A 25,233-nucleotide genomic window follows, 5' to 3' on the forward strand; every position below is an offset into this window, starting at 1 on the left:
ATCCAAAAAGGTTGGTCATGAAAAATATCTTTTTAACGGCAGTGCTTTCTTGCTCTCTTCTCCAAGCAGATGACCAATCCGAATTAGCCCCTCTTTCGCTGGAGGACCTTCTCAATATTCAAGTCACCAGTACTTCGCGCCGCGATGAAAGCCAGCACTTGGCCCCCGGAGTCATTACCGTAGTCTCCTCTCAAGAGATTCACCAATACGGTGCCAGACATTTACGCGATGTCATTGATCGCCTTGTCGGGATGCAGGTACTCAGTTCCCACCAGCGCCCCCATAATAAAACCTCAATTCGCGGCATGAACGGAGCCCATCAGGAAGGTTGGGAGGTGGTTCTCCTTAACGGACGCCCGATACACGATGGAACCGACGGCGGATTTAACTTCGATATTTATCTCGGATTTCCGTTAGAGATGATCGATCATATCGAAGTGATACGAGGTCCGGGATCGGTTATTTACGGCACCAATGCGATGGCTGGGGTCATCAACATTGTTACCAAAGACGCACAAAAATCGATCAATGAAACCCGTATCGATATCGGGGCTGGGAGCTTTAATCGCACTCAACTTCAACTCTCAACATTGATTGGAGGTGCTGATTACAGTCTTAACATCGGTCTCAATGCCATCCGCGCCAATGGCGACAGTATTAATGGAGTTCTCGATAAGGACCACATCGCGGGAACCTATGATTCAGGTGAAAACAGCGATAACCTTGTCATTAACGGCAAATACAAAGGATTCACCCTCAACGCAATGGTAATGAATAACGATGTGGATAGCGGAGGTTCCTCTTTTCAGCTCCCCTCATCGCCGATGGAAAAGAAAAGAGGGTATCTCGACGTCGGATATCTCTACGATATCACGAGCGGATGGGATGCCTCTTTTAACTATACCGTTAATTTGGGCGAGTTTGATTGGCAAATCAGCGAAACAGGCGGACGCAACCATTATAAAGACCGCTACGATATGGCGGAAATGATTGTTCGCGGCAATATCGCCACCGATCTCAATCTCCTCTTCGGCGCCAACTCTTCAAATTACGAAACCGAGTTCAAGAGCGGGTTCCCTTATTCTGAAATGAACAGTAAAAGTGCCTATACCCAAATCGACTATATGCTCTCTCCGAAACAAAAAATCATCGCCGGAATTCAGTTAAACAAACCTGAGGATACCCAAACCGATCTCTCCAAGAGAGCCGGATTTATTCAGGGATTCGGAAATAACTGGTGGCTCAAACTCCTCTACAGTGAAGCGTACCGTTCCCCAAACCTCCAAGAAGCAAAAATCGATGCGCCGACATTGAGAGGAAATCCCTTGCTGAATCCCGAAAAAGTGGCAACGTATGATGCTCAGCTCATTTATCAAACGCCGAAACAATACTATGCGATTGCCCTGTATGATACAGTACTTGATAATTTGATTGTAAGGGTTTCGGGAACGCCGACAACATTTGCTAATCAGGGAAATGTCCATTTTCAGGGGATAGAGATGGAGGGGCGTGTAGAAGTAAATGAGGATTTCAACATCCTCGGCAATTTCAGCTATCAGATCAACAAAACAAACAGCGGAGTAAAAGACACCACGTTTGCCCCCAATATGATGGCTAAGCTGGGCGGTTCCTATAGCGGGTTTCATGGGATGAATATCGCGGTATTTAACAGTTATATCGGCAGCTCAAACGATCAAAGCATAGCAAATTCAGCACTTAATCCTGAGCCGGATGCCTATAACCTTTTAACCGCCAACGTATCGGTCGATACGGCTCAAACGTGGGGGATAGGAAAACGGGGTCACTCCTTATTGTCACTCTATTTGGACAATCTTTTGGATGAAGATGTGTACAGTCCCAATCTCAACTACACCAATGGAACCAATACCATCCCCCATCATTGGGGACGCAGCGCCAATCTCACCTACACCTATAAGTTTTAACTGATGCCACGCACATCTTCCGGATGCGGGAGAAAACTCCACCGTTTCTAACGTAAGCGTTCCATCTTTTCGCTGTCGATCTCAACGACCGTATGTACATTTCCTCGAGGAAAATAGTCTGCAACCACTTTTAAACGCTTAGGAGCGATTTTTGACTCGAAAGTGCTATAGATCTCGTTTGCACTGTTTTCGTGAGAAATATGGCGGTTTCTGAACGAATTAATGTACAGTTTGATGGCTTTGAGTTCAGCTACCCATTTATCCGGCGTATATTCGACATAAATCGTTGCGAAATCGGGGTATCCGCTGCGAGGACAAAGGCAGGTAAACTCCGGCAGGGTTACTTTGATTACATAATCGCGTTCATGTTGATTCGGCCAAATTTCAAAATCTTTTTCGATATCGAAATTTTCGACGATTTGTTCTCCGTATTTCATATTTTTCCTTATTACTTTTATTTTAAATATCGACAGTTTTATAACTGTTCCGGTGTTAAAATTCTACCCAGATAATTTCCCTGCCGATAGTTGATTTTTAGTGACTGAACGAGATTATAGGTATATTCATCTTCGATCATCGATACCCAGGTTTTAGCTCCGCACAAGTGAGCACTCAGGTTAAGCCCCTGAATGATGTTTTGGTATCCCGCTTCTTTGATATGGCGGGTATAAAGAGGATCAAAACGGACGATATCGACTTCAAGCTCTTTGAGATACAAAAGGGTCGTGTGATGTCCCCCTAAACGATCGAGTGCGATTTTATACCCCGCTTTTCGATAATGGGCAATTTGATGGGCAAAACGCTCCAACTGATGGCAATATTCTTTCTCTTCAAACATCAACGTTATTTTATATCGAGCCTGCGGATAACGTTCAAACAGGGTGAGTGCATGCTCAAAAAAGTGAGGATTACGTAAGGTAACGGAAGAAATTGTTACCACAAAGTTTCGTTTCTGATCATCGCACAAAGAACCGATTTTTTCCAATACATCGCTCTCAAAATGACGCATCTTATTCAAACGGTTCAATACGGGGATATAGCGGCTTTGGTGGATAAAGCGTCCTTCGGTATCAATCAGTTTAACGGTTGTATCAAACACGGCATATTCATCACAGCATACCGGCCAAAATCCGATCGAAAAGCGTCTTTTTTCAACGGCTTGTATGATCTCATTTTCAAGTTCGTTAATCGAATAAATGTCCTCTTTTTCCGAACTGACCCGATCATGATGCAGTTCATACAAACGGCTTACTAACAACTCGATATCATCGGAGAGCCGTGAATCGATCATCACCGCTTCAAGCCGTATCTCAATGTCATCATTAATATAATTTTGATACTTGCTCAAAAGAAGTTCGATAAGAGGAACATATTGCTCTTTTTCGCCCGGTAAAAAAACTAAAAAATCACCGCCCTTATAACGGCATATCGGAAGTTTTTCGATTCTCTTATCACGAAAGAAATCGTCCAGTTTTATGACGGTATTTTGCAATGACTTATCGCCGTTTTTAACCCCGTACCGTTCATTGATCGACCATAAATTTTCAACACTGATTAAAACAAGGGTTTGTGTTTTTTTGGAAATTGATTTTTTAAACAGCCGAAAAAAATATTCCGGGGTAAAAGTATGGGTAATCGTATCGGTAATATTTTCATTGGTACTTTGATAAATCAAATAGAAAATAAAATAGACCATTATCCCCAATAACGCAATTGATAAAATGATTAAAGAAGAAACAGTGGTGTAGTTTCGTGTTAATAGTGCAAAAAGGGTTATGGTACTGAGAAAAAAGATCGGCAACCCCATCCGCAAAGCTAATGCGAAACGGTGTTCCCTCTCTTTTTGCTCAGTATAGGTCATGGATACAGATTAAATATCCAAGTGTTTCACGTCTTTAGCGTGTGTTTCGATGTAGTTACGGCGCGGTTCGACATCATCACCCATAAAGAGATTAAACGACTCACCGGCAGATTCAGAATCTTCAACCGTAATACGTAGTAATACACGGTTTTCCGGTGTCATTGTTGTTTCCCAAAGCTGTTCAGGATTCATTTCCCCGAGACCTTTGTAGCGTTGAATGTATGAACCCTTCTTCGCATAATCGGTAATTTGGGTCAACAATTCGAGTAAATCCCCCTTGAGAGGCAAATTCCAATCTTGGATTTTTTGGTAGATATAGTTTGCTTCGGCAAAATGCGGCGATGCAAACAGATCATCGTTGACGTGAAGTTCTTCAAGTCCCTCTTTGGTTTGGACAAATAGGTGCATATCATCGTCATTGACGCTTTTAGAGAGGATATTATAGCCTTTAGAGTTCAAGAAGGTTTCAACGTGGGTATAAAGATCACTAAGAGACGATGCAATCAAATCCGGATTTTCAATGAAATAACGAATCAAATCAACAAGCGCATAACGGCGTTCCAATGCATCGAGTGTACTGCGGTAATGATCGACCATTTTAAAGAACGAAACAAGATCATTCACCCCGACATTTAACTCTTCCGCTTCCAGCGCTTCGATACCGTTTTCGATCAAAAAGGCATTCATAACGCGATCGTCTTTAAAGTAAATCTCTTTTTTCCCTTTTTTGTAGCGATACAACGGCGGTTGTGCCAAATAAAGATAGCCGTTTTCCACAATTTTTGGTAAATATCGGAAAAAGAACGTCAATAACAGTGTTTGAATATGGCTACCGTCGACGTCAGCATCGGTCATGATAATGATCTTATGGTAACGGAGTTTGTCTTCGTTAAACTCTTCACCGATTCCGCAACCGAGCGCGGTAATCATATTGGTGATCTCTTCAGATTTGAGAATTTTGTCCAAACGGGCTTTTTCGACGTTGAGAATTTTACCCTTCAGCGGCAAAATCGCTTGGAAAACACGGTCACGCCCCTGTTTTGCCGAACCGCCCGCAGAGTCCCCTTCCACCAGATAGAGTTCGCTGATTGCAGGGTCTTTGCTTTGGCAGTCTGCGAGTTTACCCGGCAATGTTCCCACTGTCATCGCGTCTTTACGACGAGTAAGCTCACGCGCTTTTTTCGCCGCTTCACGTCCGCGCGCCGCCATTAGCGCTTTTTGGATGATTGCTTTGGCTTGGATCGGATTCTCTTCGAAATATTTGGTCAGTTTCTCATAAGTTACTTTTTGAACCAATGGGCGAACGTAGGTATTTCCGAGTTTCCCTTTGGTTTGACCTTCGAACTGCGGTTCCGGTACACGTACCGATACAACACAAATTAGACCCTCAGAAACATCTTCTCCTGATAAAGGGATATCTTTCTCTTTGGCATTACCGTTTTGTTTGTTGTAGTTAGAGATAACACGGGTCAATCCGGCACGGAATCCGGCTTCGTGTGTACCGCCGTTAGGGGTATTGATGTTATTGACGAACGTGAACATTTTTTCGTCGTAACTGTCGTTATACATGATGGCAATATCCATCTCGATATCTTCGATTTTTTCACTGAATGCAAACGGAGCAGCAACCACCACTTTTTTATTGACATCGGTAACAAATTGGCTGATACCGCCCTCGTAGTGATAGGTATTACTCGCACCGTTACGATCATCTTTGAAAACAATCGTAATACGAGGATTGAGGTAGGCTAGTTCACGGAAACGTTTTGCCAAATAGTCGTAATCGAAAATAATAGTTTCGGTAAAGATTGAAGGATCCGGAAAAAACTCGATGGTTGTTCCACGTTTACGTGTTGTCCCCGTTACGGCTAACGGCTCTTGAGGGATACCGCATTTGAAATTTTGCTCAAAGCTTTGACCTTCACGGAAAATGGTCATTTTCAAATCAGAACTAAGGGCATTTACAACCGATACCCCTACCCCGTGCAAACCGCCCGAGACTTTGTAGGTATCTTTATCAAATTTTCCTCCGGCGTGCAATACGGTCAAAACAACCGTAGCCGCAGATATCCCCTCACCCGGATGGATATCCGTCGGAATACCGCGACCGTTATCGCTAACCATTGCTGTACCGGTTTTCGTTAGGGTTACAGTGATCGTATCACAATGCCCTGCCATCGCTTCATCGATCGAGTTGTCAACGACTTCGTAGATGAGATGGTGAAGCCCGCGATGACCGGTATCGCCGATGTACATACCCGGTCGTTTTCGAACGGCTTCGAGACCTTTTAGGACTTTAATATTACTAGCACCGTAATTTTCCATAGTTTCTCCAGCTTTTAAGCGTGTTTAATGCTTTATTTTAGCGAAGATAAACTAAAAAGAAGGTTTTATAAAGAATTAGAAGAAAGAAGGATTGTTATCTCGTACTTGATACGGGATCTATATTATATTTTAGATTCCGTGTCGTAGCACGGAATGACGAAGTATTTTTTAGATAACGATCGGCATAACAATCGTTTTAAAATTTGCATCTTTGAGAACAAACGGCTGATTCGATTCATTGGCTTCGAGGGTAAATTCAGTTGTATTGACTTGAGATAAGAAATCCAAAATATAGCGGCTGTTGATTGCGAGGATAAACGGAGTATCAAATCCATTTTCGATTTCAACGGCTGTTTTTGCTTCGATGTTATCATCACTTAAACTCTCAAACAAAATAGCATCGCTTTGGAAAGTGAGTTTAAGATCATTGGAAATAGTCGTTATTTGCTTAATAGCGGTCACTATAGCGCTTTTAGGCAAGATAATGGAGCGTTGAGCCTCTCTTGGAATAATACGGCTGTAATCAGGGAATTTACCGTTGATCAGTTTGGTATAAAACAAAGAGTCCTCGGATTTGATAATCAGGTGTGTATTGTCGTAATAAATCTCGATGTTATCCGAAAAGAGTTTTTGAATTTCTATAATCGCCTTTTTAGGGACAATGATAGAGAGTTCAGCATCGTTTTGGCTGTCAATATGAACCAGTGCAAGACGACGGGTATCGGTAGCAACAAAATTGATTTGATTGCTTTTAATATCGATCAATGCACCGTTGAGTTCAAACTTAGGATTATTGGTGTCGGCTGCCGGGGTGATTTTTTTCAACGATTCAATTAATACGTGAGAGTTAATAACGATATTAGGTTTTCCATCGGTTGTTGGAAAAGAAGGAAATTCTGAACTTTTGTAAGTAGGGAGTTTAAAGTTTGACCGTTTTTGTCGAATATGAAGGGTATCTTTATCCAAAGTCAGTTCAACTTCTTCATCTTTTAGAATACGGATAATATCCAAAAGTTTTTTACCGTTTGCGGTGAGTGAACCGGGTTCTTCTACACTTACAGAGTTAGTGTGAATAGAGAGTCCGATTTCATAATCGGTTGCTTTGGCTGTTAGGGTTCTACCATCGGTAGAGAGAAGTATATGAGAAGTGATTTGTGATGTATCTTTTTTTTCTAAAAAAGGTTGAAGGTGTAGAAGGATATTTTCTAAAACCGACTTATCAACGGTGATTTTCATAAACGACTCCTATTATTATTTATAAGCATTAATTGTAATAGTTAGTAATAAGGGGGTGTGAATGGGTGAAAACAGCCCATAAACTCCCATCTCTCCTGAGTTTTGAATGTGATGAAACGATTTGCTTTCATTCACATCTATTCACTTGTGTACGAATTATAGCTTTTTTAAAAGGGCTTTACAAACACAAAAAGATTATTCAGGTGTTGCGATGGATACTTTATTAGACAACTCTTCGACTTTGACCCGAAAATCTTCATCATTTTTCATGAGTTCTTGGATTTTTTTCATCGTATGACTGACAGCGGTGTGATCTTTCATCCCGAAATATTGAGCCAATTGAGGCATTGAATTGGGTGTAAGTGAACGTGAGAGATAAATAGCGATACGGCGGGCATAAACGATGTTACTGTTACGGCTTTTGGAACGGATTTCACTTGGTTTAATGTTAAGCTCTTTAGCAACAATTTCCATAATAAGATCGATGGTGATATTGCTCCGTTTTTCGGCCATTTGTTCTTTAAGAACGTTGCGGGCAAATTCGATGGTGATATCAACTCCCATCAGTTGTGAATAGGCATTGAGTTTGGAGAGGATGCCTTCGATTTCACGTGTGTTGTTTTCGATGATGGTGGCGACGTAGTTAATCACTTCACGATCAAGTTTTACGCGGTTGATTTCACATTTTTTCTTGATAATTTCGATTTTCGTTTCGAGTTCAGGAGGCTGAATATCGGCAACTAAACCCGATTCAAAACGGCTTTTGAGACGCTCTTCGAGTCCTCCGATTTTTTTAGGAGGTTTATCGGAGGTGATAATGATTTGCTTGTTTTCATTGCGCAGTGCATCAAACGTGTGAAAAAATTCCTCTTGAATCTGATTTTTATTGCTGAGAAACTGGATATCATCGATCAAGAGCAAATCGCATTTGCGGTATTTATCTTTGAAACGATCCATTGTTCGGTTGCTGAGATGGCGGGTAAAGTCGTTTAGAAACTGTTCTACCGAGGTATAAATAACGGTTTTTCCCTGCGCGAGCATTACATTACCGACCGATTGCATCAAGTGGGTTTTCCCCAATCCGACCCCGCCGTAAATAAAGAGAGGGTTATAAACAATTCCCGGTTTTTCACTTACATTTTTAGCGGCAATAAAGGCAAAATTATTGGAATCACCGACGACAAAGTTTTGAAAAGTATAAGAAGGATTGAGTAATGAACCGCTGGGACGTTCCACGTTTTGAGGAACGGTTGTACTTTGAGTTGATGAGGGTGCTGATGAAGATTGGAGCAAAATCGTAACGGTCGGTTTGATATTGGTTTTGATTTCGAAAAGATGAGCTATCTTATCGGCAAATTTGGTACGTACCCAGTTTGCGATGAGCGCGTTTGGGGCACGAAAAATAGCGAGATTGCTTTTGGATTCCGTTTCATCATAGGTGAGCTGTTTAATGTAGCGCTGATAGTCAATCTCATTGATCTCCCCTTTGAGAGCATTTAATACTTGTTTACCGATCGAATTCATTTTCTCAACCCCTGTGAATAGTGATGTGAATAATAGCGATATTTGCCTATAATTAGCCTCAAAGAAGAGGTGAATAAAATTCATTCACCCTGTGAATAGGAATAATTATGAATATTTTAGGGATAGATCCGGGTACGAGAAACTGTGGATATGCTATCGTTGCGATAGAGGGACAAAAATTACGTCTTATCGAAGCGGGTTTGATTAAAATAAAAGCCGAAGAACTTCAATATCAAATTCCCCAAGTTGCCGAAGCGATAGAACAATTATTCAAAGCTCATACAATCAATGAAGTAGCAATGGAAGATATCTTTTATGCCCATAACCCTAAAACGGTTTTGAAGCTGGCACAATTTCGCGGAGCGATTACCCTCAAACTTTTACAAGAGCATGGAATGTTTGCAGAATATACACCGTTACAAGTCAAAAAAGCGTTAACGGGAAAAGCCAAAGCTGCCAAAGAGCAGGTAGCATTTATGGTAAAACAGATATTGGGGATAACGAAAGAGATTAAGCCTCTGGATATTACCGATGCAATGGCGGTAGCAATTACCCATGCGCAAAGAGTTAAATTAGAAATGAATCAAAAAAGTAAAACAAAAAAATGAATGAGCTTTCTGCTGAGGAAAACTTAGTGTTAACGTAGTCAAAGGGGCTTTGCTCCTTTGGCGTAATAAAATGAATAACATAGCGACCAACACACCAGGAGGGTCGCTAAGTCAGAAGTGTATCCAAAGAGTCTTAGAGATCCTTAATAATTTCAGATTGATGAAAGGCTTAAGCGTTTATCTCTGTTATCCCCCTAAAAAATTTCTGAATCCGAAAAAAAAAATCAAAATTTTTCAAAAATGTGTAATATTCACACTGTGAGCGTGTTGTGAATAAGTCATAGCCATTTTTACAAAAAAAGTGCTAAAAATCTTCATAATTTCAGAAAATTTTTATCTAAATATACCCTGAAATCATATTTCTTCAACCCACCTTAAACCCCCTATTTTAGGGGCCTATTACAATTTTGTCTGTATCAAAAATGAATAAAAACATTGTTATAAAAAGTTATTCACATCAATTGATAATTTTTTTCATTCAAAGCGTTGTAATTGCACTGTAACTCTAATGTAATCACATTGAAACAGATATCCCTTAATGTTTCAAAAATAAGAAACACGAATAAGTGTATTCCTTAATTAAAGGTGCATAAGATGGTTAGTACAGAATTTATTTTACGAAAAGAATACCCAAAAGTATTTCGATACCCTGCAATTATTAATAAAATGATAGTAGGAATGACACGGTTACTTCTTCATGAAAAATCGATTAATCGCTTTATGGAAATTCATCAAGAGAAAAGCGGATTGGTATTTATCGATGCGGTCCTTGAATATTTAAACGTATCGTATAAAACGATTCATCGCCAAATCGAAAATATTCCTACGATGGGTAAAGTGATTATTGTTGCGAATCATCCTTTGGGAGCATTAGATGCATTGTGTTTGATACAGATGGTTTGTTCGGTGCGTCAAGACAAAAAAGTGAAAATTGTAGCCAACCGCATGCTTGGTGAGATTACCCAGCTCAAAGAATATATGATTGGTGTGGATAACTTCAATGATAAACTCTCAAGACATGCTCTTCGGCAAATTGATAATGCGCTCCAAGCTGAAGAAGCGGTCATTTTTTTCCCTTCCGGTGAAGTTTCTCGTGCGGGATTATTCGGGATAAAAGAGGGTTCATGGAAAGGGGGCTTTTTAAAGTTTGCCAAACGAAATGCTGCTCCGATTCTTCCGATACATATTAAAGGAAAAAATAGTCTGTTATTTTACGCTGCTTCATGGATCTATAAACCGTTGGGGGGATTGCTTCTCAGTCATGAAATATTTGCGGCACGAAATCACGTATTTGATTTTACGATTGGAGAGATGGTGAGTGAAAAAGCACTGAGCGATTTTAACATCAGTGAAAAACGTCATGCAAAATTATTTCGTAAACACCTTCTCCGTATCGCTAAAGGAAAACACGGCATCTATCCAACGGAGTGTTCTATCGCTCATCCTGTATCGCGTCAGGAACTTCGAAGCGAACTCAGAAAAGGTGAACTGCTAGGGATGACAAGTGATAACAAAGAGATCTATTTGATCGAACATGAGAATGCCCCCAATATCATCAACGAAATAGGTCGCTTACGTGAATACTCTTTTCGCAAAGTAGGAGAGGGGAGTGGTCATGCCCGTGACATCGACGAGTATGATCGCTATTATCATCATCTAGTGTTGTGGGATGATGAGGCGTTAGAGATCGCTGGAGCGTATCGTATCGGTGAGTGTGAGTGGATTCTTTCGTGGTTAGGCAAAGAGGGTCTTTATATGTCTGATTTGTGTGATATGAATGAACAGTTTGATGCAGTTTTGGAAGATGCCATTGAGCTTGGGCGGAGTTTTGTTCAGCCAAAATACTGGGGAAGTCGTGCACTCGATTATCTATGGCAAGGGATTGGGGCATATCTCAGCCATAATCCTCAGGTCAAATATATGATGGGGCCGGTAAGTATTTCGGGAAGTTTTCCAAAACATGCTCAAGAAGCTTTGGTCTATTTTTATACCCTTTATTTCGGTAGTGACCACACTATGGTTAGAGCAAAGTCGCCCTATAAACTCTCAGAATACGTCCAGAATGAGTTTAAAGCATTGTTTAGCGGCGAGAACTATACTGAGGACTTTAGAGTTTTAAAAGACTATCTAAAAGCATTGGACGTATCGGTTCCTACCCTCTATAAACAGTACAGTGAATTATGCGAAGAGGGTGGAGTGCATTTTATGGATTTCGGGATTGATAGCGATTTTAACAACTGTATTGACGGGTATATTTTGGTGGATATTCGGAAAATTAAAGAGGTGAAACGACAGCGATATATTAGTAATTGTGCATAGAGTTTCGTTCGTGGTGAGCTTGTCGAACCATGAACGCACCCTTCGACAGGCTCAGGGTGAACGGATATTTTAATCAGATGTAATCCCCATCGCCTCAAAGCACTCTTGCACAAAATCTTTCTCAGATTCTATCTTATACACCTCATTCTCATACTCAAATTCAAGTGAATGTGCGTGAAGAAGCAACCGTGTTGACCCCCCTATTTCTAACCGCTCTTCGGGTGTCAACTCTTTTTTTATAAATCGTACTACGTCCTTTTCCTCTGGTCCATACACCGGATCACCGATTATCGGATGTTTCACGTGGAACAAATGAACTCGTATTTGGTGGGTACGTCCGGTCAATGGAGATGCCTCTACGAGCGTCATATTATGCTCAGGAAAGTAACGAATCGGTTTAATAATAGTATGGGCTGGTTTCCCTTTAGGGTCAACTTTAACCACCATACTGATAAGAAGATTCGGATGATCAATTCGAAAGAGAGGTTCTTGTATATCGATAATCTCTTCTACATGACCTTTTACCATAGCAAGATATCGTTTATTTATAGCACGTGCAGAGAATAACTTTTTTAAAACAGTTTCACTTTTTTTATGTCGAGACACTAAAACCAAGCCACTCGTCTCTTGATCAATCCGGTGTGTTGCGTTAGCATCCTCACCAAACTGATGTTTGATCTCATCATTAAGGGTATACGGCGATAGACGGCTGTGCGGATGGACACTCAAACCGCTCGGTTTGTCGTAGATGGCAAAGTCGTTAGTGACAAACATCGGTTTGAATCCACGCGATAACGGCTCAAAACAGATGAACTCACAAGAGCCCTCAATGAACCCGAATTGATCGCACATGACAATACCGTTTTGAGATAAACGACCTCGGGCAATAAGACGTTGTCCTTCACTTCGCGAGAGATTTAGTTCTTCCATTAAAAATGCGAGAGCCATTTGACGAATAGGTGAATGAAGTTTTTTAGTGATGAAAGGCATATCGATTATTTCTTTTTCATCGCATCAAAACATTGAGAAATAAAATCTTCTTTTGAAATCACGTGGTAAGGAATATTGTCATAAATGAATTCAAGAGAATGGGCATGAAGTAAAAGTCGTGATGCACCCGTATTGATAAATCGATCTTCTGCAGACATCTCTCGGTCTAAAAAGCGGACGGCATCGTTTTCATCCTGACCGTAAATCGGATCACCGATGATTGGATGTTCCACGTGGAACAAATGAACCCGTATCTGATGTTGACGTCCGGTATAAGGTGAAGCCTCGACGAGAGTCGTATCGGTATCGGGAAAATACTCCAGAGGTTTTATAAAGGTACGAGACGGTTTTCCCTCAGGATGAACCCGTACGATCATGCGGATAATAGAGCTGGCATCTTCCCGACGCAGTAAAGGCTCCTCTATATCGAGCGGCTCTTTGAGATGACCTTTAACCATAGCGATATATTTCTTAGTGATTTGGCGTTCTTCAAACATCATCTTTAAAGCACGTTCAGAACCTTTATTTCGAGCGGCCAGAACCAAACCGCTTGTCTCTTGATCGATCCGATGGGTAATGTTGGCCTCATGACCGAAACGGTGCTTGATCTCATCGTTGAGGCTATAAGGTGTGTGACGATTCTGCGGGTGGACGAGAAGACCGCTGGGTTTATCATAGACGGCAAATTCCTCTTCGACAAACGCAGGTTCTAACCCTAACGTCAAAGGTTCAAAACAAATGAAATCAAAAGTTCCTTCGATAAACCCCGCATTGTTTGCCATCACTTCACCGTTTTGAGAAAGCCTCCCTTTGGCAATTAAACGTTGTGCTTCGCTTTGAGGTATCCCTAACTCTTGCATTAAAAAACGAAATGCTTTTTGACGAGACGGGGCGTGAAGTTGCTTGGTGACAAAGGGCAATTTAATTCCTTTTTAGGGAGGGTTGGATAGACTTATATATACAGTAGAGAACGTCCCGTTCGTGGTGAGCTTGTCGAACCATGAACAGACCCTTCGACAAGCTCAGGGTGAACGGACATAAAAAAAGTCTAATTTAATTAGCGCATTTTAGCACAGAAGGAAGTTATAGCATGGTAGATCGTTACGCCAGAGAAGAGATGAAATCCAAATGGAGTATCCAAGCAAAATATCAAGCATGGCTCGATGTTGAAAAAGCGGTAGTCGTTGCATGGAATAAATTGGGATTGATTCCTGATGAAGATGCCCAGAAGATTGTAAAAAATGCAGGATTCAGTGTTGAACGCATTGATGAGATCGAAGCGGTTACTCGCCACGATTTGATCGCGTTCACCACATCCGTTTCGGAAACGCTCGGAGAAGAGAGTCGCTGGTTCCATTATGGTATGACATCATCCGATACGGTTGATACGGCTGTCGCTTTGCAAATGCGTGATTCACTGGCATTGATTATTGAAGACGTTAAAATGGTTATGGCATCGATCAAGGTTCGTGCAGAAGAACACAAGATGACATTGATGGTCGGACGCTCACACGGAATTCACGGTGAGCCGATTACGTTTGGTTTGGTGTTAGCGGTTTGGTACGATGAGATGGCACGTCATTTGACAAACTTGGAACAAACCATGGAAGTGATTTGCGTCGGTCAAGTCTCAGGCGCGATGGGGAATTTTGCTCACGCACCGTTAGAACTCGAAGAATATACCTGTGAAGCGTTAGGACTTAAATCGGCTCCTGCATCTAACCAGGTTATTCAGCGTGACCGTTATGCACGTTTAGCTTCGGCGCTTGCTTTGATGGCAAGCTCTATCGAGAAATTTGCAGTACAGGTTCGTCACTGGCAGCGTACCGAAGTGTATGAATGTGAAGAGTTTTTTGCCAAAGGGCAAAAAGGTTCATCCGCGATGCCTCACAAACGTAATCCGATTTTGACTGAAAATATCACAGGGTTAGCGCGTATGGTTAGAGCGTATGTTATCCCTGCGATGGAAAACGTCGCGTTATGGCATGAACGTGATATCTCACACAGCTCTACCGAGCGTTTCTGGTTGCCGGATAGTTTTGTCACATCAGATTTCATGCTTCACCGTTTTAACAGTGTTATCGCAAATCTCGTCGTGTATCCTGAGAATATGATGCGTAATCTCAACCTCACCGGCGGTTTGGTTTTCTCACAACGTGTTTTACTCGAACTTCCTCTCAAAGGGGTAAGCCGTGAAGATGCCTACCGTATCGTTCAACGCAACGCGATGAAAGTATGGGAAGGATTGCAGCAAGGAAACAGTGCCGTCAACGAAAAAGGGGAAAGCCTTTATTTACAATATTTATTAGCAGATGATGAGCTAAGAGAAAGTTTGAGTGAAGAGGCAATCCGCGAATGTTTCAACTTTGATTATTACACCAAAAATGTCGATAAAATTTTTGCACGGGTATTCAAATAATTATCATTAAAATAGTTTTTTTCAACATAAGAAACAATACAATATTGAGTGATTATAATACACCACATTGTCTGACTCGTTAAGAGGAAAGATCATCCAAAGGGGGTAACCTTTTGGCATTTAAAATAGACGGATTATTAAGGGAGAGAGATGCTAACCATTGTTAAACGTAACGGACGCCGCGAACCGTTGGATATTACAAAAATTCAAAAATATACCTCTGCAGCTGTTAAAGGTCTTGTAAACGTATCGCAAAGTGAATTGGAAGTGGATGCACAAATCCAGTTTCGCGACGGTATTAACAGTAATGAGATTCAACACACACTTATTAAAACCGCAGTCGATAAGATCGATATCGATTCCCCTAATTGGACGTTTGTAGCATCTCGTCTCTTTTTATATGACCTTTACCACCGTGTAAACGGTTTTACCGGCTACGGCTCTTTGCAGAGTTATTTTGAGCGTGGCGAAGCCGAAGGGCGTATCTTACTCGGTCTGCGAGATAAATTCGATTTGGCGGAGTTAGATACGTACATCGTTCCTGAACGTGATTTGGAATTTAACTACCTCGGCGTTAAAACATTGTATGACCGTTATTTGATCAAAGATCGCCAAGGCGATCCGATCGAGCTTCCTCAGCATATGTTTATGGCAGTTGCTATGTTCTTGGCACAAAATGAGAGCGATCGTCAGGGGTGGGCGAAAAAGTTCTATGACATGATGTCTAAATTTGAAGTGATGATGGCAACCCCTACTCTCTCCAATGCCCGCACAAACCGTCATCAGCTTAGCTCATGTTACATCGGTTCTGCGCCGGATAATATCGAAGGTATTTTTGATGCCTATAAAGAGATGGCATTGCTTTCTAAATTCGGCGGAGGGATCGGCTGGGATTGGACGCAGGTTCGTGCTATGGGTTCATTCATCGACGGTCATAAAAATGCCGCCGGCGGAACCGTACCGTTCTTGAAAATTACCAACGATATCGCTATCGCAGTCGATCAGCTCGGAACGCGTAAAGGGGCTATCGCCGTTTATCTCGAGCCGTGGCACATGGACGTCAAAGATTTCCTCGATGTGAAGAAAAACTCAGGAGAAGAGCGCCGACGTGCTCATGACTTGTTCCCGGCGCTATGGATCAACGATATGTTTATGAAGCGTGTCGTTGAAGACGGTATCTGGACGATGTTCGATCCGTTTGATGTCAAAGAGCTCAGTGAGCTTTACGGTGATGCGTTTGAGAAACGTTACCTCGAACTTGAACAAGATCCGAATGTGATTAAAGAGCATACCAAAGCGAAAGATCTTTGGAAAAAGATCTTGACCTCGTATTTTGAGACAGGAAGTCCGTTCCTATGTTTCAAAGACAGTGCGAACCGTGCCAATCCGAATGATCATTTCGGAATTATCCGCAGTTCGAATCTTTGTACCGAAATTTTCCAAAATACGCAGCCGAATCACTATTTGATTAAAATTAAATATGAAGACGGCTCGTTTGTCACGTTCGAAGAAGATGAGATCGTTAAAGTGGACAGCGGGATCGAAAAACCGGCGAACAAAGTTACGGCACTTGATTCTCTCGGAGGACGTCCGATCTACATCGTCGAAAAAGAGAAAGTAGACGGTGCGACGGCGGTATGTAACCTCGCGTCGGTGAACCTCTCACGTGTTCACACCAAAGAGGATATCGACCGTATCGTTCCGGTTGCGATTCGTGCCCTCGATAATGTTATCGACTTGAACTTCTATCCGTTGGAAAAAGTCAAACGGACCAACCTCCGTAGCCGTGCGATCGGTTTGGGTGTGATGGGTGAAGCGCAGATGCTCGCGGAGAACCGCATCGTATGGGGAAGTCAGGAACACTTCGATAAAGTCGATGAAGTGATGGAAGCGGTGAGCTATAACGCGATTCTCGCTTCGTCGAACCTTGCGGTCGAAAAAGGGTCTTACGCCGAGTATGAGGGTTCCAAATGGAGCCGTGGAATACTCCCGATGGATCATGCAACGGCAGAGGTGCAAAACCTTGTCGATCGCGGCGGATTGTTTGCACCGAATTATGAGTGGGACGAGCTTCGTGAAACGATTAAAAAACAGGGGATGCGTAATGGCTACCTGATGGCGATCGCTCCGACAAGCTCGATCTCGATCCTCACGGGGACAACGCAGACGATTGAGCCGATCTACAAACGCAAATGGTTTGAAGAGAATCTCTCAGGTCTTATTCCGGTCGTTGCACCGAAACTCAGTCCTGAGACGTGGGGGTACTACACTCCGGCGTATGATCTCGATCAAACGATCCTCGTCAAAGCGGCGGCTATCCGTCAGAAATGGATCGATCAGGGGCAAAGTCTCAATATCTTTATTACCCTCGATCGTGCCAGCGGTAAATATCTCAACGATATCTACATGCTCGCATGGAAACTGGGTCTCAAATCGACCTACTATCTCCGCTCACAATCACCGGAGCAAAAGCAAGATACGGCAGACCGCTCGATGGAGTGTGAAGGGTGCCAATAAAGCCCCTGAGCGCCTCAACGCTCAAAAACCTGCTCGATCGCATCGATAATGCCTCTCAGGGGCAAATCCACTCTCTGACCCCACTCTCCCCTACTTCGATAGAAATTCGCTTCAGTGTTCAGGACATCGCGCGCGGTTATGACTGGATCGATGTGCTGTTTCGACTCGAGGGTGTGAATGATGCCAAACTCGTGAGCGATAATGTTCTACGTGGTTTGGATATGTCTGAGGGGATAACGGTGGAGCTAACGCCTAACAGCGCTGCGTTAGCGATCGGCAGTTACAGCGGACGTTGTGATGAGGCGCCGTTTTATATCCTCGGAACCTCACTCGGATACGAAGAACTCCCCTTTAGCGGGTAAGTGATATTGTCATTGCGGACTTGATCCGCAATCTAAGATCCTGAATCGAGTTCAAGATGACGAAATACTATCTTTTTGACTCGAATGAAGTAATTCATTCACGCACGATTCGATCATCGTATAAACATGCTCAAACCCTTCAAAACCGTTAAAAAAGTACGGATCGGGTACATCCGCCCCATTATGTCCGTAATCGCCTAATTTCACCAAATTCTGACATCCTAATGCTTTGAGATCGCGATAGTTGGATGAATCGAGCGCGACGATCAGATCAAAGGCGTTGAAATCGGCTTTTTTCACCTGACGGGCACGAATAGGTGAAATATCGATACCGTGATTACGGGCGACGGTAACGGAGTGTTCACACGGTGCCTCTCCCACATGTGAACCCCCTGTCCCCGCTGAATCAACCGCTATAGTGTGAGCGCCCTCTTCTATCAGCTTTCTCGCAACACCTTCTGCGATCGGTGAGCGGCAGATATTGCCGAGACAGACGAAGAGGATCGATTTCATGATATGAGCCTTATGATTTTTTCCATATTTTAACCAAATAATTATTGTTGCCTATCAGATCAGATCTATTGACAATAAATATTTTGTCAGATAAAATGACAATAAATATTTTGTCAAGGAGCTTGGAATGCAATTATGTGTCGGACAAGTAGCGCGTGCAGAACAGTTTTGGCCAAGAGATACGGAGATAAATCGTATTTGGGACACGATTGAATCAGGCGGGCATATTTTGATAGCGGCTCCTAGACGTGTTGGAAAAACATCTGTTATGTATAAAATTTACGACGAGCCTCGTGAGGGGTATGTTGTCGCATTTGTCGATGTTGAATCGGCGGATAATGAACATGAATTTTGGCATAAGCTTTTTAATACCCTTACCAGCGAGACATTTATCGGTCAAACACACCGTTATACAGCAAAATTTACGGCATCTTTGCGGGAGTTAGCTGGAAAAGTCAAAAAAGTTTCGACATCAGGGATTGAATTCGGTGATGGGAAAACATTGGATTATGCAGCAGCATTTGAAAAATTTGTAACAGAATTACAAATAGATAGAAAACTCATAATCATGGTAGATGAGTTTGCTCAAGCGGTAGAGAATATTATTAAATACCAAAGTAAAGAGCAAGCCGAATCATTTTTACGAACGGCACGGAGCTTACGACAGAATCCTAAGATATTGGAAAAAGTAACGTTTATATATGCAGGTTCCATTGGATTAGAAAGTGTGGTCGCAAGAATCGGTGCGACGAAATCGATCAATGATCTTAACAGTATAAAAATACCTCCTTTGGTGTTTGAGGATGCTTTTGCATTCACTCGTGCTTTATGTAAAGAGATAGAAGCAGATGATAAAGCTATTACGTATTTGTTAGAGAAAATTGAGTGGCTGATCCCTTTTTATATTCAGCTTATTATCCAAGAGACAAACAAAGAGATGCTTTCTCGTGAAAGTGTAGATGGTGCTATTACAGCGGCTCTACAGCATAAAAACCATTTTGAACACTGGAAAAGCAAACTCAAAGAGGCATTTGAACCCTCAGGTTATAACTTTGCTAAAGAGGTTCTGAATATCATTTCTGACAAGCAGACGATTAAATCATCTGCTATTACTAACCTGATTTCAAAGCATAATTTAGATCACGATATAGCTAAAGAGATTGTCCATACGCTAGTGTATGATGGCTATATCAATAACAATGATGACCCGAAAACATACCGTTTTAACTCCCCAATTTTACGAATGTGGTGGTATAGCAATGTCGCTAACTAATTACTCACGCTACAAATACACCCCCGATGAGATGGAAGAGCGAGAGTTTTTATCGCGCTTTGTCGTCCGAACGGACATATTTAACGATATATTCGAAGATATAAAATCAGCCAACAATACGGTACCGCAACAGCACTACATTATCATTGGTCAGCGGGGACAGGGGAAAACGACGTTATTGCGAAAGGTATTGATCGAGGTGAAAAATTCTCCCGAACTCTCGGAGCGTATTGTACCCGTCAAATTTTCCGAAGAGCAGTATCAAATCCGTTCCCTTAGCCGACTATGGGAAGAGGTTGCCGATTATCTCCAAAGCATCTATCCAGATGTCTTCCCCGATATACTGGACAAAATGGAAGGGCATTTCGACGATGAGGATTATGAGCTAAAGAGCTTCAATCTCTTTGAAGACACCGTTATGCAATCGGAGAAAAAACTGCTGTTGCTGATCGATAATATCGATGAACTAATAGATAAACTAAGCATCAAAGAACAGCGCAGACTACGTGAAATTTTGCTCAGTTCATCATCGATCCGTATCATCGGCGGCTCCACCGATATGTTGGAGCAACACCACAAATACGATAAACCGTTTTACCAGTTTTTCAAGATCATCAAACTGCGCGGGTTTAACGAATCCGAAGCGCATACGTTTCTCCGTGCTATTGCCAAAGAGGATCAAAAAGAGCAGATAGAGACTCTCATCCGAACTAATCCCGCACGGATCGAAACGCTGAGACGGCTGACGGGAGGTGTGCCGCGAACACTTGTTATGCTGTTTGATATTTTGATGGATGACGGAGGGGATGCCTTTGATGATCTCCTCAAAATCCTCGATGAGGTGACACCTCTCTATAAACACCGGATGGATGATTTGCCTCCGCAGTTGCAGGAAATTGTTCACACCATCGCAATGAATTGGGATGGTATGCTCACCCGCGAGGTTGCTAAAAAGACGAAACTGGAGAGCAAAGCGATTTCCTCACAGCTCAAACAACTCGAAAAATACGAGATCGTCGAATCCGAATCGATAGGAAAAAACAAGATTTACAAGATCAAAGAGCGATTTTTTAATATCTGGTATCTGATGCGCTACGGGCGGAAAAAAGATCGTCAACGTGTCGAATGGCTCGTGAAGTTTTTGGAATCATGGTATTCGAAAGAGGAGCTGGAAGAACGGGCGAAAAGACTTATCGATTCGTTACAAACAACTGAAGTTAGTCCAAATCATGCGTATCATATGACAGAAGCACTAAGTCATGCTGGAATTAGTATTGAACTTGAACACCTATTGAAAATGGAAGCAAGCAAATTTTTACAAGCAAAACAATCGCAATTTGTACAAGAACTTACACCATCAGATTTTGCGATGGCTAAAAACATTAATCAACTTATCAAAAGAGATAAAATAGATGAAGCACTGATACTTTTGAAACAATTAAAAGACAAGAATGAATTATCTCAGAGCCTATATAAGTCTATTTCTATGCAACAAAAAATATTGGCACAAATTAAAAACATTCATGTTCTTTCTGATCAAATAGTAAATTTCAATGACAAAACACAGTGTATTAAAGATTTATACGAATTAGATATTATAAAGCAGAATGAAAATGATCCAACTCTTTGGCTCATAATATCGCTTATAGAACTCAAATGTGAGGATTATCAACGAAGCTTTTCTAATTTCTCAAGATGGCTTAGTACAGAAGATGGAAAAATTTTAGAAAAAATAAATCAAGAGTATTTGTTAACACTCATTGCTAAAGAGCAATACTACCAAGCCAAGAGGTTCTTTGAAATGGAAGTGTATGGTTTTAAAGACATTTATAAACCAATTTGGTATGCACTAATGCACTTGATGGGAGAGGATGAAGAATACAAAAAGATGGGGAGCGAACTCACCGAGAGTGTGAACGAAGTGTTGGAGCGGATTCAGGAGGATGAGGAGAAATACGGAAATTTATAATTTCTCCAACAAACAGATAAAGAACCCATCAATCGTATCGGTCGGCAAAATACGGACGGCGTTTTGTATCCGTTCATCATAAATTTCTTTTCCCCAGCGCGTCAGAGGCTTTTGGACGTTATCGAAGGGCAATCTGAGGGGTATGGTCTTTAAACGGTCTCCATGGCGCTCTAAGAGGTGCTGAAGGGGGCTTTCATTCTCTTCGGGGGAAAACGAACAGGTACTATAGAGCAATTTGCCCCCCGGTTTGAGGGCATCGAACGCCGAGAGCAATAATCGGCGTTGGAGTTTGGAGGTCTCTTTGACTTTGTGGACACTCCAATAGCTCATCGATTTGGGTTCATGCGTTTTGAAACGTGCTTCGGAGGAACACGGCGCATCGAGCAAGATTCGGTCAAACATTTCAGGGCATTTTTTCCCGACACTGCGGCCATCGGTCATGTAAGTGTGGGCGTTGGTTACCCCTTGGTGTTTGAGATTATCGCAGAGGCGGAAAAAGCGCTCACGCTGAAGCTCTACGGCGGAGAGCCATCCGGTATTCTCCATCATACCTGCCAGCATCAGAGTTTTACCCCCGGGTGCGGCGGCGAGATCGAGGACGGTCTCCTCGGGTTCAGGCGCGAGTAAAACAGGGGCGATCATCGAGGAGAGGTTTTGGATGTAGAGATGCCCGTCATAAAAAGCAGAGGTTTGGGTGAGACGGAGTTTATCCTCCGGAGCGATGCGATAAACGCCCGATAAGATCTCCCACCCTACCCGCTCGTAAGGGATCCCTTCGTGTTCCAGCTCGGCTTCGAGTGCTTCAGGTGAGGTTTTTAGAGGGTTAAAACGAAACGTGACCCGTTTGGGTGCATCAAAGGTTTTGACGATCGTATCAAACCGTTCCTGCGGAACAATTTTCTCTAAACGCTCACGAAAGGCTTCCGGGAGACTCATTTGCGCACCACTCCGTTAAGTACCGGGACAAAATCGCACACTTCGAGGGTATCTTCATGGATGACACCGCCTTGCTTCGTGAAACGGGTAATCACCTGTTCGCGTCCTTTATCGATCGGAGCGATCAAGATTCCCCCCTCCGCTAACTGATGAAAGAGTTTTTGGGGGATGATGCGTGCGGATGCTGAGAACAAAATCCGGTCATAAGGTGCGTATTGTTCCCATCCGTTTTGACCATCATCGGTACGGGTGTGAATGTTGCCGAGGCGCAAATGGCGAAAACGCTCTTTGGCTTCCAAAAGGAGCGATTCGATCCGCTCGATCGTAAAAACGCGGCGAAAAACGTGAGAAAGAACGGCCGCCTGATAGCCGCTTCCGCATCCGATTTCGAGGACGCTGTCGCACCCTTCGGGGCTTAGATATTGGGTCATTTTTGCGACCGTCAGCGGTGAGGAGATGTACTGTTGTGCGCCGATCGGGAGCGCATCGAGACGGTAGGCGTTATGGCGCATCGCCAGTGGGACAAACTCTTCTCGATTCGTGTTGATAATAGCGGTTTTGATAACAGGGCGCAGAGGAAACTTTTTGGTAATCTCTTCAGCCATACGGGTTGTTTTAATTGCGGTTATTTTATCGATGCTCATTGTATTCCTATGTTGAGGTAGCGTCGCATGGACTCTACGGTACGGCTTTCATAATGGGATGTTAGTATTTCGGAGCCGTTATTGCGTATCTCTCCGCCAAAAGGGGTGATAATACCGCTCATGGCGCTGGTATCGGTATTATCTGCGTCAGAAGCGATAACGTAGCACTGGTTTATTACGGCGAGTGCGTTGGTAAGGGTAACGAAATGCTCACTGCGCAGTTTTCCCCATTGAGCAGGGATGGCAATAATATCGCACCCTTCTAACTGTTGCCAAAGGCTCTTGAAGCGGAGTTCAAAGCAGATGAGAATCCCGATTTTGATCCCCTCAAAGAGAAATGGGACGATCCCCTCTTCTCTTCCGGCTTCAAAATAGTTATGTTCGTTTCCCAGTGCGAAAAGTTTTGCTTTTGGTTGGGTGTAGAGAATTTGGGAGTTATGGAGGGCGTAGGCGATGTTGTAAAATTTCCCGCCCTTTTTGGTAATCGCGGTAAAGATCAAAAGACGATTGCCAACAGATGTGAGGAGTTTTTCGAGTGCCGTTTCGGTAAATTGTGCCGCTTCTTCAAATCGGTCATACGCAAAACCGCTCAAGACTACTTCGGGAGCGACAATAATGGCATCTTGCGGGGATTGATCGATGAGTGATTCGAGACGCTCTAGATTTTTAACAAAATCTTCACTTGTCTCAAAGCACAGCGAGACGATGGGACGGGTTTTAGAAGTCGTCAAAACTGAGACTTCCTTTGGAGTAGTTGGTTACTGTCCCCTCGAAGAAGTTGGTTTTTTGGTCGTTAAATTTAGAGAAATCATCGACCCATTTGATCGGGTTAGCAACGTTGTAGAGAGGTTTCATTCCCACAGCTGTAAGACGGTTATCGGCAAGATGTTGAATATATTGTTCCACGATTTCGTTTGTTAGCCCCAAAATTTGTCCTTGGGTAATGTATTGTCCCCATGCGACTTCCAGTTCAACCGCTTTGCGGAACATATCATAAACTTCTTCGAGCAATTCTTCCGTGAAGAGATCGCTACGCTCGCGTCGGAGGGTGTTGATGATGTTTTGGAATAAGACGAGATGGGTCACTTCATCGCGTTGGATAAAGCGGATCATCTGTGCGGAACCGAGCATTTTCCCTGAACGGGCGAGGGTGTAGATGTAGGTAAATCCGCTGTAAAAATAGATCCCTTCCAAAATCTGGTTTGCGAAACACGCTTTGACAAAAGCACTCTCTGATGGATCGTTAGCAAGATCGTTATAACGTGCGGCGATGGAGTCATTTTTGGTTTTGAGCATCATATCACGACGCCAGAGATCGTAAATCTCTTCAGAGTTTTGGCTGATCGAATCGACCATAACGGCGTAACTTTGAGAGTGAAGTGCCTCTTCAAAACTTTGGCGTACCAAAATGAGGTTTACTTCAGGGGCAGTGACGTAGGGATTCACGTTATCCATCAGGTTGTTGGTTTGGAGGCTGTCCATGAAAATGAGCTGGGAGAGAGCCTTGTCGTAGGCCGTTTTTTCCATCTCGGTGAGGTATTTGTAGTCTACCGCATCACGGGTCATGTCGACCTCTTTAGGGAACCATGTGTTGTTGAGCATCATCTCCCAGAGGTTATAGGCCCATTGATATTTGATGTTATTGAGTTCGAAAATGCCGGTAGGATTTCCGCCGAAAATCTGGCGATCGTTTACATGTTCGGTGGAGGTTGGATTGTAAATTTGTTTACGCTTCATTTCGGCTATCCCTGTGTGCAGATAAAGTAGATGATTATGTCGAAAACTAGATTTAAG

The 25,233-nt window shown here is 42.7% G+C and carries 20 protein-coding genes; 8 read left to right on the forward strand and 12 right to left on the reverse strand.

All coding sequences use genetic code 11. The features are described from left to right. The first annotated feature begins 17 nt into the window (after positions 1–17). Positions 18–1,943 carry a TonB-dependent receptor gene (locus tag A3G19_RS06170; RefSeq protein ID WP_294871222.1) on the forward strand — a complete coding sequence of 642 codons (1,926 nt, stop codon included), beginning with the start codon at positions 18–20 and terminating at the stop codon, positions 1,941–1,943. Between the two features lie 47 nt (positions 1,944–1,990). Here A3G19_RS06170 and queF read toward each other — a convergent pair whose 3' ends face one another. The 5 genes from queF to dnaA form a co-directional block, all read right to left on the reverse strand. After that, positions 1,991–2,380 carry a preQ(1) synthase gene (gene queF / locus A3G19_RS06175; protein WP_294871224.1) on the reverse strand — a complete coding sequence of 130 codons (390 nt, stop codon included), beginning with the start codon at positions 2,378–2,380 and terminating at the stop codon, positions 1,991–1,993. 38 nt (positions 2,381–2,418) lie between these two features. Further along, a complete protein-coding gene (locus A3G19_RS06180) occupies positions 2,419–3,804 on the reverse strand; it encodes an EAL domain-containing protein (protein ID WP_294871227.1) in 1,386 nt (461 codons plus the stop codon). Positions 3,805–3,813: 9 nt separating this feature from the next. Further along, positions 3,814–6,129 (reverse strand): DNA topoisomerase (ATP-hydrolyzing) subunit B, encoded by a 2,316-nt coding sequence (gene gyrB / locus A3G19_RS06185; RefSeq protein WP_015652446.1) that lies wholly within the window; start codon positions 6,127–6,129, stop codon positions 3,814–3,816. Positions 6,130–6,297: 168 nt separating this feature from the next. Beyond that, entirely contained in the window at positions 6,298–7,365 is a 1,068-nt protein-coding gene (gene dnaN / locus A3G19_RS06190) for a DNA polymerase III subunit beta (protein WP_015652445.1), read from the reverse strand. Positions 7,366–7,560: 195 nt separating this feature from the next. Then, positions 7,561–8,889, reverse strand: coding sequence for a chromosomal replication initiator protein DnaA (dnaA, locus tag A3G19_RS06195; RefSeq protein WP_015652444.1), 1,329 nt, complete (start codon positions 8,887–8,889; stop codon positions 7,561–7,563). Between the two features lie 107 nt (positions 8,890–8,996). Here dnaA and ruvC point away from each other — a divergent pair, with 107 nt between their 5' ends. Together ruvC and A3G19_RS06205 are read left to right on the forward strand one after the other, a co-directional pair. Beyond that, positions 8,997–9,497: a crossover junction endodeoxyribonuclease RuvC gene (gene ruvC / locus A3G19_RS06200; protein ID WP_015654785.1), complete on the forward strand. Its 501-nt coding sequence runs from the start codon at positions 8,997–8,999 to the stop codon at positions 9,495–9,497. 594 nt (positions 9,498–10,091) lie between these two features. Next, a complete protein-coding gene (locus A3G19_RS06205; RefSeq protein WP_294871228.1) occupies positions 10,092–11,816 on the forward strand; it encodes a lysophospholipid acyltransferase family protein in 1,725 nt (574 codons plus the stop codon). Between the two features lie 69 nt (positions 11,817–11,885). Here the strand turns inward: A3G19_RS06205 and A3G19_RS06210 are convergent, their stop codons facing one another. Both A3G19_RS06210 and A3G19_RS06215 read right to left on the reverse strand, forming a co-directional pair. Beyond that, the gene (locus A3G19_RS06210) at positions 11,886–12,806 is read right to left on the reverse strand and encodes a pseudouridine synthase (RefSeq protein ID WP_294871231.1); all 921 of its coding nucleotides are present in this window, start codon (positions 12,804–12,806) and stop codon (positions 11,886–11,888) included. 5 nt (positions 12,807–12,811) lie between these two features. Continuing rightward, positions 12,812–13,726 carry an RluA family pseudouridine synthase gene (locus A3G19_RS06215; RefSeq protein WP_294871233.1) on the reverse strand — a complete coding sequence of 305 codons (915 nt, stop codon included), beginning with the start codon at positions 13,724–13,726 and terminating at the stop codon, positions 12,812–12,814. Between the two features lie 170 nt (positions 13,727–13,896). On the opposite strand from A3G19_RS06215, the gene purB reads away from it, so the two are divergent. The 3 genes from purB to A3G19_RS06230 all read left to right on the forward strand — a co-directional run bounded on the left by purB (position 13,897) and on the right by A3G19_RS06230 (position 18,104). Beyond that, positions 13,897–15,225, forward strand: coding sequence for an adenylosuccinate lyase (gene purB / locus A3G19_RS06220; protein ID WP_015654781.1), 1,329 nt, complete (start codon positions 13,897–13,899; stop codon positions 15,223–15,225). A gap of 150 nt (positions 15,226–15,375) precedes the next feature. Beyond that, entirely contained in the window at positions 15,376–17,742 is a 2,367-nt protein-coding gene (locus A3G19_RS06225) for a ribonucleoside-diphosphate reductase subunit alpha (protein ID WP_015654780.1), read from the forward strand. Beyond that, on the forward strand, positions 17,733–18,104 hold the full coding sequence (locus A3G19_RS06230; RefSeq protein ID WP_294871236.1) for a hypothetical protein: 372 nt from the start codon (positions 17,733–17,735) through the stop codon (positions 18,102–18,104). Before A3G19_RS06225 ends, A3G19_RS06230 begins: the two co-directional genes overlap by 10 nt. A 51-nt stretch (positions 18,105–18,155) precedes the next feature. Here the strand turns inward: A3G19_RS06230 and A3G19_RS06235 are convergent, their stop codons facing one another. Further along, positions 18,156–18,617, reverse strand: coding sequence for a low molecular weight protein-tyrosine-phosphatase (locus tag A3G19_RS06235; protein ID WP_294871239.1), 462 nt, complete (start codon positions 18,615–18,617; stop codon positions 18,156–18,158). 127 nt (positions 18,618–18,744) lie between these two features. Between A3G19_RS06235 and A3G19_RS06240 the strand changes: the two genes are divergently transcribed. Beyond that, positions 18,745–19,890, forward strand: coding sequence for an ATP-binding protein (locus A3G19_RS06240; protein WP_294871242.1), 1,146 nt, complete (start codon positions 18,745–18,747; stop codon positions 19,888–19,890). Next, positions 19,877–21,859, forward strand: coding sequence for an NACHT domain-containing protein (locus A3G19_RS06245; protein WP_294871244.1), 1,983 nt, complete (start codon positions 19,877–19,879; stop codon positions 21,857–21,859). Before A3G19_RS06240 ends, A3G19_RS06245 begins: the two co-directional genes overlap by 14 nt. On the opposite strand, the gene A3G19_RS06250 is transcribed toward A3G19_RS06245, so the two are convergent. Genes A3G19_RS06250 through A3G19_RS06265 form a run of 4 tightly spaced genes read right to left on the reverse strand, consistent with a single transcriptional unit; the run spans position 21,854 to position 25,176 of the window. Continuing rightward, on the reverse strand, positions 21,854–22,795 hold the full coding sequence (locus A3G19_RS06250; RefSeq protein WP_294871247.1) for an RsmB/NOP family class I SAM-dependent RNA methyltransferase: 942 nt from the start codon (positions 22,793–22,795) through the stop codon (positions 21,854–21,856). The two genes, A3G19_RS06245 and A3G19_RS06250, sit on opposite strands and share 6 nt — an antisense overlap. After that, positions 22,792–23,439, reverse strand: a complete 648-nt coding sequence (locus tag A3G19_RS06255; RefSeq protein ID WP_015654776.1) for a protein-L-isoaspartate(D-aspartate) O-methyltransferase — start codon at positions 23,437–23,439, stop codon at positions 22,792–22,794. The genes A3G19_RS06250 and A3G19_RS06255 overlap by 4 nt, the downstream gene beginning before the upstream one ends. Beyond that, entirely contained in the window at positions 23,436–24,170 is a 735-nt protein-coding gene (locus tag A3G19_RS06260) for a nitrilase-related carbon-nitrogen hydrolase (RefSeq protein WP_294871249.1), read from the reverse strand. The genes A3G19_RS06255 and A3G19_RS06260 overlap by 4 nt, the downstream gene beginning before the upstream one ends. Continuing rightward, positions 24,157–25,176: a ribonucleotide-diphosphate reductase subunit beta gene (locus A3G19_RS06265; RefSeq protein ID WP_294871252.1), complete on the reverse strand. Its 1,020-nt coding sequence runs from the start codon at positions 25,174–25,176 to the stop codon at positions 24,157–24,159. The genes A3G19_RS06260 and A3G19_RS06265 overlap by 14 nt, the downstream gene beginning before the upstream one ends. Between the last annotated feature and the right edge of the window lie 57 nt (positions 25,177–25,233).

Source organism: Sulfuricurvum sp. RIFCSPLOWO2_12_FULL_43_24, from assembly GCF_001829605.1.
GTDB lineage: Bacteria > Campylobacterota > Campylobacteria > Campylobacterales > Sulfurimonadaceae > Sulfuricurvum.